The organism is Nostoc sp. (assembly GCF_036917755.1).
GTDB lineage: Bacteria > Cyanobacteriota > Cyanobacteriia > Cyanobacteriales > Nostocaceae > Nostoc.
Genome location: NZ_JBALFC010000102.1, coordinates 1 through 15853, shown reverse-complemented (window position 1 = coordinate 15853; position 15853 = coordinate 1). Strand labels below are relative to the sequence as shown.

Here is a 15853-nt window from a genome sequence, read left to right as displayed (position 1 = left end):
TCAGATGACGGGTTGCTATTATAGCGGTTTCCCCTTTGGATGCAATAGGCGCTTTGGTAGCACAGCTGTCATGCGTGTTAACTTAACATTAAAAGGGCTAATGGAATTCCCGTAGCTCTGAAGAATGGCTAAGGTGAAGGAGTTCAGTAAAAATCACTTGCGGTTCATGCTGAGTTAAGAGTATAACAGAAAACAGACTTAACTATTCATAAGGAATAATCATAATGAATCAATTAGCAAATGCAAAATTCAGTCTAAATGACTTTGAATTACGAGATGGCATTTATTTTCCTAGCGACTATGAACAGTTGAATAATACTCAACATAAAAAAACGTGGGACGCAATTGGTAAAACATACTATGGTTCCCAAAAAATTGAAAAAGTTGCAGATACGTCGCCGATGAAACAAGATTACACTCTGCTAACTGGCACGCCTGGAGGTACTTGGAATAAATTCCCGTTGAATAAATCTGTTGGTTCTATTTTAGAGATTGGTTCTGGTTATGGTCGCGCATCTTTACATCTTTCTAAAGCGAAAAATCTGAGATGCGAAAAATATTATGGAATTGATATTTCTGAGCCTTTGTTGCGGCGGTTAATCAAGGTTAAACAAGAATATAATTTTTTCCCAGAAGCTGAATTTAACTTGATTTGCGATTCTGCTGAAATATTGCCTTTAGAAGATAATTCTATAGATTTGGTCATTTCTAACTGCGTCTTTATGCATATCCCAGATGCACAATTAAGAAATTTGTTGGCTGATATCTCTCGGATGCTAAAGCCTGGTGGAATTTTCGTTTTTAATCATTCCTTTCACAACAAGTCTTGTCCTTCTCATATTATCCATAATTTTATCAGAAGGCTGAACCCATTTGTGAGAAATCCAGTTTATCTCAAGCAATATACATCTGCTGAAATAAATGAAATGTTAGCGACTGCTGGGATGAAAACGAAATGTCCACAATACATTGTCGAACCAACGGAAGAATATGCAATTTTGCCGGAAACTATTAAAGGAATTCCGGTGCCGTTTGCTAATGCTATCAACAGAAGTCTCAAGCCATCAGGTAGTTTAAAAGAAACTTTGGCTTATGGTTTTAGTGCCTACAGCAGTCAACTGGAATAATTACAGCTATTTTCATCTATTTGAATTACACCTGTCGTAGGGGCACAGCATTGCTGTGCCCCTACAGCGTTGTTTAGTTTTTGCCATTTTCTTTATTGTTTGTTAGGTAATTTACCAACTTTTACCTACATATTTAAACTAAAGTTGGTAAATTAGGGATTAGTTGAGCTAATTCTTCCCTACGCAACTATGCCATTGGACTTATCGCCTCTTTGGATATCACTCAAAACTTCATTACTTGCTACATTTATCACCTTCTTTTTGGGTATCGCTGCTGCCTACTGGATGCTGGGATATCGTGGCAAAGGCAAATCGCTGATTGAGGGTATCTTTATTGCGCCACTGATTTTACCGCCCACGGTTGTCGGCTTCTTGTTGCTGCTATTTTTTGGGAAAAATGGCCCTGTAGGGAAACTCATGCAGGCTTTTGACTTCAGCATCGTCTTTACTTGGTATGGTGCTGCGATCGCAGCTACCGTAGTTTCTTTCCCTTTGATGTATAAAACTGCATTGGGAGCTTTTGAACAAATAGATGGTAATCTGCTGCGAGTAGCTAGAACCCTTGGCGCAACCGAAGCCACAATCTTTTGGCGCATCAGTTTTCCCCTAGCACTACCTGGTATTGTCGCCGCCACAATGCTTGCTTTTGCCCGCGCTTTGGGAGAATTCGGCGCGACGTTGATGCTGGCTGGTAACATTCCCGGACAAACGCAGACAATCCCAATGGCGATTTATTTTGCTGTGGAAGCGGGAGCAATGAATGAGGCGTGGTTTTGGGCGATCGCAATTATGGTGATTTCTCTATCTGGAATTATTGCAGTCAACTTCTGGCAAGAATTGCGGGAAAAGAAGAGGGGAGTAGGGAGCGGGGAGCAGGGAGCGGGGGGAGCAGGGGGAGAAAATCTTTATACGCCGCACTCTAGCTTTGAATCTGGTGGATTGTTTGTCAACATTGAAAAAATACTTCCTAGCTTTCATTTAAAAGTTGCTTTCAATAGCAATGATCAACCCTTGGGATTGTTGGGGGGTTCTGGAGCAGGTAAGAGCATGATTTTGCGCTGCCTTGCGGGGATAGAAACACCCACAATCGGGCGCATAGTTTTAAATGGCAGAGTCCTGTTTGACTCCGAACAAGGAATTAATTTACCCAGCCGCGATCGCCACATCGGTTTTTTAGTGCAGAATTACGCCCTATTTCCGCACATGAGTGTGGCGCAAAACATCGCTTTTGGCTTGCCCAAAAAACTATCTGCTGGCAGTATTAGAGTACAGGTAGAGGAGCAACTAATAGCGATGCAGTTGCAAGGATTAGGCGATCGCTATCCGCACCAACTTTCTGGGGGTCAACAACAACGAGTAGCCTTGGCAAGAGCATTGGCAAGTCAACCGGAAGCATTGCTTTTAGATGAGCCGTTTTCAGCACTCGATACCCATCTGCGTAGTCAATTAGAGCAGCAAATGACAGAAACTCTTGCTGACTACCAAGGTGTGACTTTATTTGTCACTCATAATATGGAAGAAGCTTATCGGATTTGCCCGAATCTGTTGGTATTGGAGCATGGTAGAGCCGTTCATTATGGCAACAAACATGATATTTTCGAGCATCCTACTACTGTGAGTGTTGCCCAACTTACCGGATGCAAAAACTTCTCCCGTGCTGTTCTCCAATCATCGCACCAGGTGGAGGCGACTGATTGGGGTTGTACTCTTCAAGTAATTGAACCAATCAAGAGCGAATTATCCCACGTCGGCATTCGTGCCCATCAGTTCATTTTTACCAACGACTCATCACAGCAAAATACCTTTCCCTGCTGGGTAGTAGGCACAAGTGAAACGCCCCATCGAATGACGTTGTTTCTCAAATTACATTCGGCTGCCATAAATTCTCAAGATTACCATCTGCAAGCTGAAGTCTTCAAAGAAAAATGGGCGACTATGAAAGACCAACCTTTTCCTTGGTATGTGCGTTTAGATCCTCTGCGCTTGATTTTGATGGAGTGAACGCAGAGATATACATAAGGAAAAAATCCTTGGAGGTTTTGAATGAATAAACAAGACAATCACTAACTCAAGGACTCTCTGCCTCCATTGCCCAAAAATTCATCATTGATCCAAAAAGTGTCGAATCTTCTCAAACATTGTCCATTCAACAAATTCAACTTCCTGCCAAGCAACCCCGTCGCGGGAGCATCTCAGTGAAAGAAAATATACCAGATGAGAAACAAGATTCTTGCTCCCTCTCCTTGGTAAGGAGAGGGTTGGGGTGAGGTTTTACAAGGCTTTTTACACTCATTGAGATGCTCCCCCGTCGCTACTTTGATCCAGACAAATAATCTCAATTAGTCCAATCAATTAGATAGAGATCATGGGATTCTAGAACCTTTAGAAAATGGAACCTATGAGTTATACTGTTTTACTTTAATAATGATACAAATACGTTGGTAGGGGTACAGCATTGCTCATTGCTGTACCCCGACGACAGATGTGGTTCAAATAGATGAAAACTGCTGTAAATGCCGATTAGCTTAGAAGGGCAATATTGACCTCAGAATACTTTACGTTCTTCTAGATGAGCAAGAATATCTGAGCGATCACTCAACTGAGCTTGAGAGCTTTTCGCCGTCATCCACGAGGTGGGAAGAAAGCGCAGCCTTTCTTAAAACAAAGCCCCATGTCTCTACAGCTAAGATTCTAGCTCAGAAATAACACACCTTGAAAGGGTTAATTATAAATTATACCATACAGATGAGTTAGAAATTCGCGGTGATCACCAAGAATGGAAGCGGCTGACGAAAGCTAATTTCAAACTAACCGCACTCTTGAGTTGAACATGATTAGGTAATCCAAATGAAAAAACCTGGATTTATTGAGCGTCATCACCTGTGGACAGAAATCCAAAAAGAAGCATCTTCAAAGATCAAGGCTGTTGTCAAAGAACGGGATCTATTGTTGATTCGTACCGCTTGGTCAGACCAGCATGGAATTGTTCGCAGCAAGTCGCTCTTACCCCAAGCGTTTTTAAGCGCCTTAGAAAACGGTATGCAAATTAGCACAGGGACATTCCTGTTTGATACTGGTGGTGCAATAGTATTTAACCCCTTCGTTCCCGGCGGAAGCTTAGATATGCCTCAGATGACAGGTGCGCCAAATCTTGTGGCTGTTCCTGACCCTCATACCTTCAAAATTTTGCCTTGGGCAAAACGCACTGGCTTTATCCTCTGTGACGAGTACTTTCAAAATGGTCAGGTAATGCCCTTTTCCAGTCGCGGTATTTTGCGCCAATCATTGGTAGAGTTAGAACAAAGAGGGTTGGAGCATATTGTTGGCTTAGAAGTTGAGTGGTATCTGGCAAAGTTGTCAGATCCGATGTTAGCGATCGCTGATGTTGGTACTTCTGGAAAACCTGGTGAACCTGCCAAAGTTAGCGCTGTAGAACATAGCTTCCAATACCTTTTAGAATCTCACAATCCAGAGATTCACGACTTACTGCGCGTTCTGGCAGAAAACTTAGTTGAAATGCAATTGCCTTTAAGGAGTGTAGAAAACGAAGGAGGTGCCGGTCAATTTGAATTTACCTTTGACCCAATTCCGGCATTGCAAGCTGCGGATACAATGATGATATTCCGAATGGCGACGAAGCAAATCTGCCGTCAACAAGGTTACATCGCATCCTTTATGTGTCGTCCAGGACTGCAAGGTTGTTCTTCTAATGGCTGGCATTTGCACCAATCCCTTGTAGACCGAACCACAGGCGAGAACGCTTTCATGTCTGCAAACACCAAAACCCTGATGTCAGATTTAGGTAAACACTTCGTTGGTGGTCTTCTCAAACACGCCAATGCTGCTTCTGTGTTCACAACCCCAACAATTAACGGCTACAAAAGATTTAGACCTTATTCCCTAGCTCCTGACCGTGCAGGATGGGGATTGGAAAATCGAGGGGCAATGATTAGATTACAAGGCGGTTTTGATGACCCCACCACCCACATTGAAAACCGAGTTGGAGAACCAGCAGCCAATCCCTATCTGTATATGGCATCGCAATTGATTTCTGGGTTAGATGGTGTAGATCATAAACTTGACCCTGGCTCCCCAACAGAGTCACCTTACACTACAGAAAGTCAGACCTTGCCTAAAAGTTTGCCAGAGGCAATTTCATATTTGAGCCAAAGCGAACTTTTTTCTGAAAAAATGGGGCAGGAGTTCATCAACTTCATCATTAAGATGAAACAGAGTGAAATTAATCGCTTTTTGCAGTCCGTCGCTTCGCAGCCACCAGAAGACTATTTATTGCAGGTGACTAACTGGGAGCAAAGAGAATATTTTGAATTATTTTGAGTTGAGTTTGGTTTAAAGAACTTCCAAAAAATGAAATTACCAGTAAATCATAATGATAATCACTTTTCCGCAAAATCTAAAATTAAATGACTTGCCCCTGACTTGATTGCTGGGGTCAATCTAAAATCTAAAATCTAAAATCTAAAATTGTTTGACTCTCACCGGGCTAAAAACTGACACACGATTTGCTCTAAGGAAACCCCATGATTTTTCACTCTAAGCAACAGCTAGTGCTGCAACACTACACTGTTGCCATAGATTTTTTGGATGCCGTCAAGACTTTGGTAGAAAAAGACGATAGGATTCGCTATCCATCAAAATTCTGTAACCCAGCCACATCAGCACGAAGGGGAAAATCTTGCGAGCATAACGGCTGAGTATCAAAGCGATACCAGGTAGATGTGTCAGACTATAGGACATAAATAGCCAGCAGAAAAGAATCAAATAGCAAACAGGTATGATTACAAACAGATTTTGGATTGAGCTGGTAGCAAACAGGGGAATATAGATCCCAAGATTGTTGCCGCCGTTGGAAATTGTGACCGCAGAGACGCGATAGGTCTGCGGATCGCGGATTACGTCCCAGAGCGATCGCTTTCTAGAATCAAATCCTCGAATTTTAGAGTTTCTTTTTAGATTGGCTGACTTATCTTCGGCTGAGTCATCCTTATTAAGGTTGAGCAAATTATTAATGCCAATGAGTATCGGCAGAATCCCTAGTAGACCAATCCAAGTCTCAGGAATTGCTAGACCCAGTAAAAAACCAAGGAAACTTACTATCACTAATGCCGTGAACCCTAAAATCTCACCAACTACAATATGTTGAGGACGAAAAGTACGATTAACCTCACTGAAGAAGGCAGTCAGATAAATATTGTCGTCAAAGGTTGTTGCCACAGCCGCAGCTAGCCCGATCTTAATTGTTGCAATTAACCAATCCATTACTATCCCTCACTCAACACCTATCTGATGACCAAAACTAGCGATCGCTCAACCGTTGTAGAGAATTCCCACAATATCGATATGATAATGTGAGTATCCCATATTGGGTGTAACTCAGAGCAAATCTGGTAGTTTATACATATCAAGGGGTGCTTTGACTTTATCTCCTATCTCCAATTCATCCGGCAATGTCCATCACCTATATTTATCAAAGGAGTCATTATGATTAGCCGTTTGATTGACCTTCTGCCTAGAGGCACAGGTCAAAACATCTTACGGTCGCTCAGATCAGCCATTCGTAGATCGGCTACCTACAAATTTGCAGTTAGATTTTGCATTGGCCTTGTCTCGATTTTGGTTTTGACTCTAGTTTTTGACGGTCATGTTATTGCCGCTTCTGAATCTAGCAATCAGATATCCTCTCTAATGAATCAGTTCAAACTACCCAAAAGCTCAATAATGCAGTTATTGGAAACTGTGGGACTATTTGTGGGAGGCATAATTTTCTGTATAGTTTTGGATCGCTGGTTTTCTAGCCGTTCTGGTCAATCTAGCAACACGCCCTTAGCTGAACAAGCGCGGCGGCTCAAGCAACTCAAAATAGGATATCCAGAGGGGATGACAAATCTGGAAGTTCTCCGTACTCAAGGCTTGCTGGAAAACCGTTTGCGACCTTATGGGCTGAGTGTCACCTGGACAAGTTTTTTATCAGCATCTTCTCTGATTGAAGCACTCAGCAACGGGACAATTGACTTTTGCGGCGGCGGCGGCACGGCCAGCATCTTTTCTCAAGCGGCGGATCATGTATTTGTGCGAGTAGCTAAAGAAAAATATACCTCTCCCAAAGGTCAAGCGATTCTGGTACCGGAAAATTCGCCGATTCAGACACTTGCCGACCTGAAGGGTAAGAAGATCGCTTTTGACAAAGGCTCAAGCGCACATTATATACTTGTGCGATCGCTAGCAAAAGTCGGACTCGATTTTAGCGACATTGAGCCAGTTTATCTAACACAACCGGAGGCGCTACCCGTATTCCGCCGGGGTGAGGTCGATGCTTGGGTGATTTGGGTTCCCTACACAGCAACTCAAGCTCGAAGCGCTTACCCAGGGCGATCGATTGCAGACTTAGAGAGCATATTTGGTGACAAAGCCTCCGTAGAAGTTCCGACTTATTACTACGCGATTCCAGAGTTGGTACGCGACTATCCCGACTTGCTCAAGGTGATTTTAGAAGAAGTAAATGAAGCTGGAACTTGGGCTAAGAGACAGGAATTAGAAGCTGTTAAACGATTGACAGAACATCATGAAATCGATCCATCCATCGTCGAAACTTTACAGAAACATAGTGGCGAACGCGCCATTATTCCCATTGACGATCAATCGCTCACTGCCCTACAGCATCAAGCAAATATATTTAGAGATATAAATCTGATTCCTGAGCGGGTGAATGTGAAAGATGGAACCTATAGCTTGCAGACTAAGCAAAACTGGACTTATTAATCCGATTTTCTAACTGATTGCTTTTGCGTAGGCGTAGCCCGTACTTTTTTACGCATGAGAGCTTATGCAGCACTAGCACAAGAGCGCTACCGACTGCCAACTTACCCAGTACTTGTTAACATCTTACCGCCCCCATCTACCTTAACTATTGTCAATAGTAACGAACCGCCAAGGACGCGTTCGCGTAGCGTCTCGTAGAGAAGGACGCGAAGAAAGAAAGAAGTTAAAAGGGTTTGGCGCAGCTTTACAAAGAAATGGTATGAGTATTTTTTCTCAATAAATTCATTCATTTCCCAAATAAGCTTCAATTACAGCCGGGTCATTTCTAACTATAGATGGTTCACCCAAAGCAATTAATTGACCAAAATCTAACACAGCAATGCGATCGCACAAACCCATAACTAATGGTACATGGTGTTCTATAAGGATGATCGTCAAATTGAAGCGATCGCGAAGGCTGCAAATAAATGCACTGAGTTGCTGCTTTTCGTTGGGGTTCATTCCCGCCGCAGGTTCATCGAGAAGTAAGATTTGCGGTTTTAATGCTAAAGCGCGGGCAATTTCTAGCCGACGCTGATCACCGTAAGCAAAGTTTTTGGCTTTTTCGTCAGCGCGATCGCTCAATCCCACTAAATCCAATAAATCTAAAGCTTTTTGCTTAGTTTTCAATTCTTCACTAGGCGCTGGTGGTAATCCCAAAATTCCTGTAATCATATTACTTTTAGTGTGTAAATGTCGGGCAATTATCACATTTTCTAACGCCGATAATTCCCCAAACAAGCGGATATTTTGGAAGGTACGGGCGATACCTAAAGCAGCAATTTGATCAGGACGCAGTTGGGAAATTTCTGCACCTTGATAAATTAATTGGCCGCTAGAAGGTGGAATGAAGGCAGTAATCAAATTAAACAGTGTTGTTTTGCCAGCACCATTCGGGCCAATCAGTCCAAAAATCTCATGTTTATTTACACTAAAAGATACATTATTTACCGCCACTAGACCACCAAAGCGGCGAGTCAATGCTCTTGCTTCTAAGACGATACTGTTGTTAGCTTCTGGAGTCCTGTGTGATATCATGTCCGCCAAATTATCCATAATAAAAGAACCCCACCCCCAACCCCTCCCGAAGAGCGGGGAGGGGAGCTAAAGTGCAGCTTTCGCGGGGTGGGCTTGGGGGTATTATGCTTAATTGCCCGGACATGATATGACATTTTTGCATATTATTATGAATAGTTCACTTTTGGGTTTTGCGTCTTGGGAAAATCTCTGGAGTAATTAACCCTTGGGGGAAAAAGATTGTACCTATTACGATTAGGAAGCCAAAAATAATTAATCTCCCATCTCGCAAAAATTGTGCTAACCAATTAGGTAAACCACCAGTATCAGCGAGACTTCGCAGAATCTCTGGTAAGGCTGTAAATACCATACCTCCGACTACTGGGCCTAAAAAACTTCTCGAACCACCAATCAAAACAAAAGTTAAATATATAATACTGGCATCAAAAGTACCTTGACGAGCATTCCAGGTATTAAGGAAGTGGGCGCTAATTGCACCTACCATCCCTGCTAGGATAGCCCCTAATGTAAATGCCAAAACTTTGTAATAAGTGGGATTAATTCCCATTGCACCCGCAGCTAATTCATCTTCGCGGATAGCGATAAAAGCCCTTCCGACGCGGATGCGTTCTAAACGATAAAGCAACACCATACTAATTAATAGTAAGGGTAGAGCAATCCATAAATATTCAAGTTGTGTTTGGAAAGGTTGAGGAATGCCAAAAATTCCCACAGCACCGCCTGTAATATCTAGATTGAGGGAGATGACGCGCAGAACTTCCACAAAAGCGATAGTTGCGATCGCTAAATAAATTCCTCGCAATCTCAACGCTGGAATTCCCACTATTATACCCAATAAACCAGAAATTATACCCGCAATTAACATCTCTAATAACAGCAATGGAATGGGATATAAACTACTACTAGATGTCAAAACTTTTGTGGATAAAATTGCTGCAATATATCCACCTAAAGCATAAAATCCCGGACTAGCTAAAGACAATTGCCCTGTCATTAGCGGTAAGTAAAGCGATAAACCTAGTAGCGCCCCCAATACCATAGAGACAATTAGAGAACCGTAAGTAGCGAAAAAATCAGCCATTTTAATTAAGCTTAATCAAACTATAGCTTTTATCAACTATTAAGCTGTTAATATTTGCTCTGCTGTCAGCGCCAGTTCAGGAAAAGTTCGTGACACAATCCGTTCTGAACCTCTAAACTGTGTGCGTTGATATTTTCCCTCAGCATCTAATAGAAAAACAAATACAGCCGGAACTTTTGGATTTCCTAAATACTCTCTTAGTGCGATCGCTAAATAATCTACAATCCAATATTCTGTAATACCTAAGCGTTGATATTCATCTAATTTATCAATGTAATCATCTTCCCAATTAGTTGATGTTACCTCTATAGCTAACTGGATGGGTTCTTCAAGTGCAGAGTAAGCAGAACGATTTGAGCGCCATCTATCTTTATCTATCACACTTACATCAGGCTTGCGCCCTTGTTCTATTCCATCAGCAGTTATCGTTCTCAATAATGCTGTGTTTGTTAGTACGTAATTTAGGTTAATTCGCCTAATTTGATCATGGAAAGAGTCAGCGATAAAATCAGCGACATCATCATGATTTCTGGTTGCACGCACTTCGACAATTTCTCCATCTACAAGTTCATATAAACCTTCTTCTGGACACTGTTCTAAAAATTGATCAAAAGTTAATTTTTGTTTGGTGTATGTTTTCATAGGGCTACGTCTCCCAAGGCTATTTCGTTTTTGACATAAACCGCCCAGAACTAAAGTTCCGGGCTAATAACTAAAGTCCGTTAAAACGGACTATAACCTTTTCTTAGTACAGAATTTCACAAGTTCGTAGCGTTATCAAGTCTCCTCACATCTTGCACCTAGCCCTAGCGATTAGAAATCGCGGCTATACAAACGAAGTCCGCCTGCGCGGACTAACACAAAATCAATGTTTTCAACCCGCGCAGGCAGGTTTTGCCTCGTGTAGCCGCGACTTCCAGTCGCCTGGTGCAAGATATAAGTTTCCCAAAGCCTTACTAGTAGCTTACTCAATTCGTCACGGATTTATGAAATGCTGTACTTAGTCGTCTTTAGACGACTTTCGCTATTACAGGACTTACGCACTCAAAACCTGAAACCTAGATCCCCCCTAACCCCCCGATAAATTGGGGGGAACCTTAAAAGCCCCCTTTTTAAGGGGGTTGGGGGATCTCTTGTGCGTAAGTCCTATATTAGACTCAGAATTCATTCTGAGGTGGGCTAGATGAGAATGAAATAGCCCTGCTACGTCTCCTGAACTTTAAACTTTCTGAATAAACCGCCGTCCTAGCAAACCTTGGGGTCTAACTAATAACATGATAAACAAAATTCCAAAGGCTACTGCGTCTTTATATCCAGAGTATTCGGCGGGTACAAACGCCTCCACTAATCCAATTAACAAACCTCCCAACACTGCACCAGGAATACTACCTAAACCACCTAAGACAATTACCGCTAAACCCCGTAAACCAAAAGCAATGCCGAAATATGGCCCTGCAATACTAACACTAGAAGCAACTAAAGTTCCCGCTAATCCTGCTAAAAAACTGCTGATGAAGAATGTTAGGATGATAAAACGATCGCTATTAATTCCTAACAAACTAGCTGTAGTTGGATCTTCGGCGATCGCCTGCATTGCCTTACCATATTTAGTCCGATTGATAAAATAGGTAAGAATTGCCACAATCACCATTGATACACTAAAAATTACCACCTGAACACTGCGAATCGGAATTGGGTTTTCTGGACTCCCAAAGTTAATCGCAGAGGGCAAATTACCATAAGTATTTGCGGGGTATGTGTAACTTTCCGCGCCTACTAAATACTGGATTAAATTCACAATTACCACTGCTACCCCCAAGCTGGAAACAACAGTTAGTAAAGGATCAGACCCTTGGCGCCGCAAAGGTTGAAAAGCAATCCGTTCCATTACTACCCCTATCAATCCCGCCAAGGTACTTCCTAAAATTAAGGATATAGCAAAAGGTAATTTTATCGGCAAGGCTGCATTAGCCAACAAGCCATTAAATCCAAAGTTACCACCCATGAGTGCATAAGTGAAATATGCACCCAAGGTAAAAATCGCGCCATGAGCTAAATTAATGATGCCCAAAATAGAATAAACCAAGGTATATCCTAATGCAAAAATTGCATAGACGCTGCCGATGGATAACCCATTTAATAATTGCTGCAAAAATAGATTTATATTCATTTAGCAACTATTTTAGAAATGTGAATTTACCTTGGCTACCGTCTTTTGCCATCTTGATTTGGGCTACATAGAAATCTTTTTGAATAACTTCACCTATGGGAGTAAAACCAATTTCACCCAGTGGTGTATTATATGTTCCCACAAGTATCTGTTTATTTAATTCTGTCCGCAATTCTGGTAGCTGTAATTTGTTGACTTTGCTCTTTTTATCTAAAGCTTGAAGTGCTTCGACATAAACCTGCACTGCTGCAAAAGCTTGAGCGCTAAATTGAGGCGGCTCTTTTTTGTATTCGTCAGTATAGGTTTTGCGAAATGCTGCGTTAATTTCACCTGGATGTTCTGGACTGTAAGCTTGAGCAATCAACACGCCATCACAAAATGCTTTACAAACTGGCAATATATTCGATGTATTTAGACCATTTCCACCGACAATTAAGCCTTTATAACCCAGTTCGCGCAGTTGTCTGATTAAATTACCACCATCCGCAGCCAAGCCAGAAATAATTACCAAATCTGGTTTGAGATTAATCGCATTCGTAGCTTGACTTTGAAAATCTGTATCACTGGTTTGGAATTTTTGTACTGTTACCAATTCCAGCCCTTGATCCTTAACTGTTTGCTGAAAAATTTCCGTTTCTGACTTGCTAAATGCATCATTTTGAGCATAGAAAACTGCGACTTTTTTAAGTTGGGGGTTTTGCTTCAGTGCAGCTTTCACCGAATTAGGCGCGACGATGGAAACTGGTGCAGAAACACGAGCAACGTAATCACCAATTTCGGGAATGTTTTTAGCAGTATTTGATGGCCCAATAATTGGTACTTTTGCACGATCGCCAATGGGGTCAGCACTAAAGGCTTGCTGTGATAAAGTTGGGCCGACAATCCCAATAACTTTATCTTTGTTAATTAAACTTTGAAAAGCGTTAATTGCCCCGGCTTCATCACCGCTAGTATCTTGAAACACCAATTTAATTGGTGTGCCATTAACACCACCTTTACTATTGAAATACTTCTCGGCAAGTTTGGCTCCAGCGACTTGTTCTTGACCTAGTAATGCCACGTTGCTAGTTTGAGCAACGGCAATACCGATGGGAATAGCAGCCGACGATGTACCCGTTGTCGCTGTGGTATCAGTTGCAGGGTTATTTGTGGTACTATTTGGACTATTAATTGGAGAATTTGTCACAGTCTTAGTGCCACCACCACAGCCTGTTAGGAGCAAAGCGCAAGTTGATAATAATGCTGTTGTCCGAGCGATCGCGTTGTTCATCGTTGGATAATCATGTAGTTATTAGATATTCGGCAAAAGCTAATAATGGAAGGAGTCAGAATTCAGAATTTCAGAATTCAGAATTCAGAATTCAGAATTTCAGAATAACCGAGCAGTCAAGTCAGGGCAAAGAGTCACGGAAAAAATTTTATCTCGTTCCCAGTCGGAGACTGGGAATGCCCCTCATTGAGGCTCCGCCTCCGTAACTTGCGGCAGAGCCACCAGGATCGGCATTTCCAGCCAGAGGCTGGAAACGAGATTTTCTGCGCCTCTACTTCGACTCAGTAACCATTGCACAGAATCCAGAATGGATTCTGGATTCTGGCTCGTGAATTCTGAATTCTTCTTCGTTATAATCTGCAAACAAAATGATGCAGATTTACACTCTTGCACGAATTCTATTAAATCATTCTTATTCCACCATGCAAAGCAAACATTCAAAGTCTTTGTATATACAAATTTATTATAATTAGTAATGATTTTATCATTCCCCGCTTCTATTTGGGAATGTGCTATGAAGTCGCCTTGTCAGTTGACTACTAAGTAAGCACTCTTAAGCCTTTTTTTCACTATCAGCGAATTTCTTAGGTTCATAGTGACGGCAACCGTTACACGGCCCGTCGGGATTGACAGCACAGCGAATGTAACCAGATCGGGCATTAAATTTGCAGCTAATGTCGCCAATCAGATAACCCACCCCTTCTAAATAATAGCGATCGCCTTCAACTGATCTGACGTTTTGCCCTCCCTGCACCGATCTAAAATTCATGGCTGCTTGTCTAAGCCGTAAGCGCGATCGCAAATGGGTTTTGCGGATCACCCACAGGGAAATCAGGGACGGTAAAAAACCAACGGCAATCACTAAAAGTGTGTTTAACACCTTCTTTTTACCTCTTCTGTGCGCTGATTGATTGTCCCTGATGTTGCACTCTGATTTTACGGGAGTGCAAATCTGAGGGCAGCTTTGCCTAATTGCCACCAACTATGGTTACAATTAGCAATGGCAGCGTGGTATTTAGCAATTTTGAGGAAGAAATCTCTTCTGCCACTTCAATCAGCATAACTGTTACGACCTTAGGGGTGAGTTGCCGATAATTTTAAGATTTATTGAGTAATACCTTTTTGAACAAGCATTTGGTGTCAGCCTCAGCCCGAATCTTGTTTTTTCTGTGTCGCTGCGATGCTAATCTTTTTTTGGTTTGCTGACGAAGTTGCTCTGCTAGCAGTGCGGCTTCCCTTTCGGCTCGGAATAAATCAACTCTTCGCGTCGTTAGAATAAATGATTTGTCTGGCTTTCGTTTCACCCAAGGGACGCTAACTGCAAAATATTGACAAATATTTTTGCATCCCTGCTGATTTAAAACTGGGTAACGTTTTTGAGTATTGAGTGTGTTAGCGATCGCTTTCAACTCTAATATCGCTGTTTCTAACTCTTCTGCCATCTGATTAATGCGTTCAACTTGCACGATCAAACGCTGCTGTTCACTGATGATTTTTTTCTCTTGGGGTTGCAGTGGCACTATCGCAGTAGTTACAGATGTTGGCTGCAACAGCAAAATAGGCTTTTTGTCCGTGTCTGGGATTTTTTTCATACTACCTCAAGTAAGGCTAGCTGACTTGTAAGGCATTTTAGCAGCAAAATAGTATATTTGTACTAAATAAACATATATTAAATCAAGACACAATTTCAACAACCATCACCCCGGATCTAGAAGCTATCGTTACTAAAGTTGCGATTTTGTGATTAATATCAAAATTTTTCCCTTAAAATTACAATTTCTCCCTTAAGTTCACGATTTTTTCCTTAATATCACGACTTTTTTCTTAATATCACGATTTTTTCCTTAAAGTCACGATTTTTTTCTTAAAGTCACGATTTTTTTCTTAAAGTCACGATTTTTTTCTTAAAAACCCTTTTCAAACCTCGTTTTTAGCAAGAGGCTGGAAATGCTCTTCAATTGCGGCAGAGCCGCAAGTCTTGAGGCGGAGCCTCAACGACGGGCATTCCCAGTCTGAGAGGATGTTTGAAAAGTCCTATTGTCGGTATCAAATAGTTTTAGATCCCCCTAATTCGGTTCTTTCTAGTTCTTCTGTGATCCACTATTCCATTGACTGACTTTGGTTTGACTCTAGTTATTGGCATAGAGGATACACAATTTCTGGCTTTTGTCAAACCTTATGTTAACGTGAGTTCGACGGTTAGAAAAAGGCAAAAAGCTTGCTAAATATGGATTTGCTCAACTGGACAGGGCTAAGCGATCGCTACAATTGATTGAGAATGGGCAAAAAAGTCACAAAAAATGCCGAGACTAAGAATATCTAACAAAAATAAGGGTCTCGGCTATGTC

At 41.8% G+C, this 15853-nt stretch carries 12 protein-coding genes; 4 read left to right on the top strand and 8 right to left on the bottom strand.

The window, feature by feature from the left end; all coding sequences use genetic code 11:
- The first annotated feature begins 224 nt into the window (after window positions 1–224).
- The 3 genes from V7L05_RS21435 to V7L05_RS21425 all read left to right on the top strand — a co-directional run bounded on the left by V7L05_RS21435 (window position 225) and on the right by V7L05_RS21425 (window position 5465).
- On the top strand, window positions 225–1127 hold the full coding sequence (locus tag V7L05_RS21435; RefSeq protein ID WP_335166932.1) for a class I SAM-dependent methyltransferase: 903 nt from the start codon (window positions 225–227) through the stop codon (window positions 1125–1127).
- Window positions 1128–1316: 189 nt separating this feature from the next.
- On the top strand, window positions 1317–3128 hold the full coding sequence (modB, locus tag V7L05_RS21430; RefSeq protein ID WP_335166930.1) for a molybdate ABC transporter permease subunit: 1812 nt from the start codon (window positions 1317–1319) through the stop codon (window positions 3126–3128).
- An 846-nt stretch (window positions 3129–3974) separates the two neighbouring features.
- Window positions 3975–5465, top strand: a complete 1491-nt coding sequence (locus V7L05_RS21425) for a glutamine synthetase family protein (protein WP_335166928.1) — start codon at window positions 3975–3977, stop codon at window positions 5463–5465.
- A 273-nt stretch (window positions 5466–5738) separates the two neighbouring features.
- On the opposite strand, the gene V7L05_RS21420 is transcribed toward V7L05_RS21425, so the two are convergent.
- On the bottom strand, window positions 5739–6407 hold the full coding sequence (locus V7L05_RS21420) for a cadmium resistance transporter (protein WP_335166926.1): 669 nt from the start codon (window positions 6405–6407) through the stop codon (window positions 5739–5741).
- Window positions 6408–6833: 426 nt separating this feature from the next.
- Between V7L05_RS21420 and V7L05_RS21415 the strand changes: the two genes are divergently transcribed.
- Window positions 6834–7907 (top strand): aliphatic sulfonate ABC transporter substrate-binding protein, encoded by a 1074-nt coding sequence (locus V7L05_RS21415; RefSeq protein ID WP_335166925.1) that lies wholly within the window; start codon window positions 6834–6836, stop codon window positions 7905–7907.
- Between the two features lie 282 nt (window positions 7908–8189).
- Here V7L05_RS21415 and V7L05_RS21410 read toward each other — a convergent pair whose 3' ends face one another.
- From V7L05_RS21410 to V7L05_RS21380, 7 genes are all read right to left on the bottom strand, one after another.
- Entirely contained in the window at window positions 8190–9002 is an 813-nt protein-coding gene (locus tag V7L05_RS21410; RefSeq protein WP_335166923.1) for an ABC transporter ATP-binding protein, read from the bottom strand.
- Window positions 9003–9141: 139 nt separating this feature from the next.
- Window positions 9142–10065: a branched-chain amino acid ABC transporter permease gene (locus tag V7L05_RS21405; protein WP_335166922.1), complete on the bottom strand. Its 924-nt coding sequence runs from the start codon at window positions 10063–10065 to the stop codon at window positions 9142–9144.
- A 39-nt stretch (window positions 10066–10104) separates the two neighbouring features.
- On the bottom strand, window positions 10105–10707 hold the full coding sequence (locus tag V7L05_RS21400) for a Uma2 family endonuclease (RefSeq protein WP_335166920.1): 603 nt from the start codon (window positions 10705–10707) through the stop codon (window positions 10105–10107).
- 577 nt (window positions 10708–11284) lie between these two features.
- Window positions 11285–12235, bottom strand: a complete 951-nt coding sequence (locus V7L05_RS21395) for a branched-chain amino acid ABC transporter permease (protein ID WP_335166918.1) — start codon at window positions 12233–12235, stop codon at window positions 11285–11287.
- 7 nt (window positions 12236–12242) lie between these two features.
- Window positions 12243–13505 carry an ABC transporter substrate-binding protein gene (locus V7L05_RS21390; protein WP_335166916.1) on the bottom strand — a complete coding sequence of 421 codons (1263 nt, stop codon included), beginning with the start codon at window positions 13503–13505 and terminating at the stop codon, window positions 12243–12245.
- A 553-nt stretch (window positions 13506–14058) separates the two neighbouring features.
- Window positions 14059–14385, bottom strand: coding sequence for a DUF6464 family protein (locus V7L05_RS21385; protein WP_335166915.1), 327 nt, complete (start codon window positions 14383–14385; stop codon window positions 14059–14061).
- 217 nt (window positions 14386–14602) lie between these two features.
- Window positions 14603–15097: a hypothetical protein gene (locus tag V7L05_RS21380; protein WP_335166913.1), complete on the bottom strand. Its 495-nt coding sequence runs from the start codon at window positions 15095–15097 to the stop codon at window positions 14603–14605.
- Window positions 15098–15853 lie beyond the last annotated feature (756 nt).

Excerpts from the sequence above, each read along its gene's own strand:
- V7L05_RS21435 (WP_335166932.1), top strand. The coding sequence starts at position 225 with ATGAATCAATTAGCAAATGCAAAATTCAGTCTAAATGACTTTGAATTA.
- modB (WP_335166930.1), top strand. The coding sequence starts at position 1,317 with ATGCCATTGGACTTATCGCCTCTTTGGATATCACTCAAAACTTCATTA.
- V7L05_RS21425 (WP_335166928.1), top strand. The coding sequence starts at position 3,975 with ATGAAAAAACCTGGATTTATTGAGCGTCATCACCTGTGGACAGAAATC.
- V7L05_RS21420 (WP_335166926.1), bottom strand. The coding sequence starts at position 6,407 with ATGGATTGGTTAATTGCAACAATTAAGATCGGGCTAGCTGCGGCTGTG.
- V7L05_RS21415 (WP_335166925.1), top strand. The coding sequence starts at position 6,834 with ATGAATCAGTTCAAACTACCCAAAAGCTCAATAATGCAGTTATTGGAA.
- V7L05_RS21410 (WP_335166923.1), bottom strand. The coding sequence starts at position 9,002 with ATGGATAATTTGGCGGACATGATATCACACAGGACTCCAGAAGCTAAC.
- V7L05_RS21405 (WP_335166922.1), bottom strand. The coding sequence starts at position 10,065 with ATGGCTGATTTTTTCGCTACTTACGGTTCTCTAATTGTCTCTATGGTA.
- V7L05_RS21400 (WP_335166920.1), bottom strand. The coding sequence starts at position 10,707 with ATGAAAACATACACCAAACAAAAATTAACTTTTGATCAATTTTTAGAA.
- V7L05_RS21395 (WP_335166918.1), bottom strand. The coding sequence starts at position 12,235 with ATGAATATAAATCTATTTTTGCAGCAATTATTAAATGGGTTATCCATC.
- V7L05_RS21390 (WP_335166916.1), bottom strand. The coding sequence starts at position 13,505 with ATGAACAACGCGATCGCTCGGACAACAGCATTATTATCAACTTGCGCT.
- V7L05_RS21380 (WP_335166913.1), bottom strand. The coding sequence starts at position 15,097 with ATGAAAAAAATCCCAGACACGGACAAAAAGCCTATTTTGCTGTTGCAG.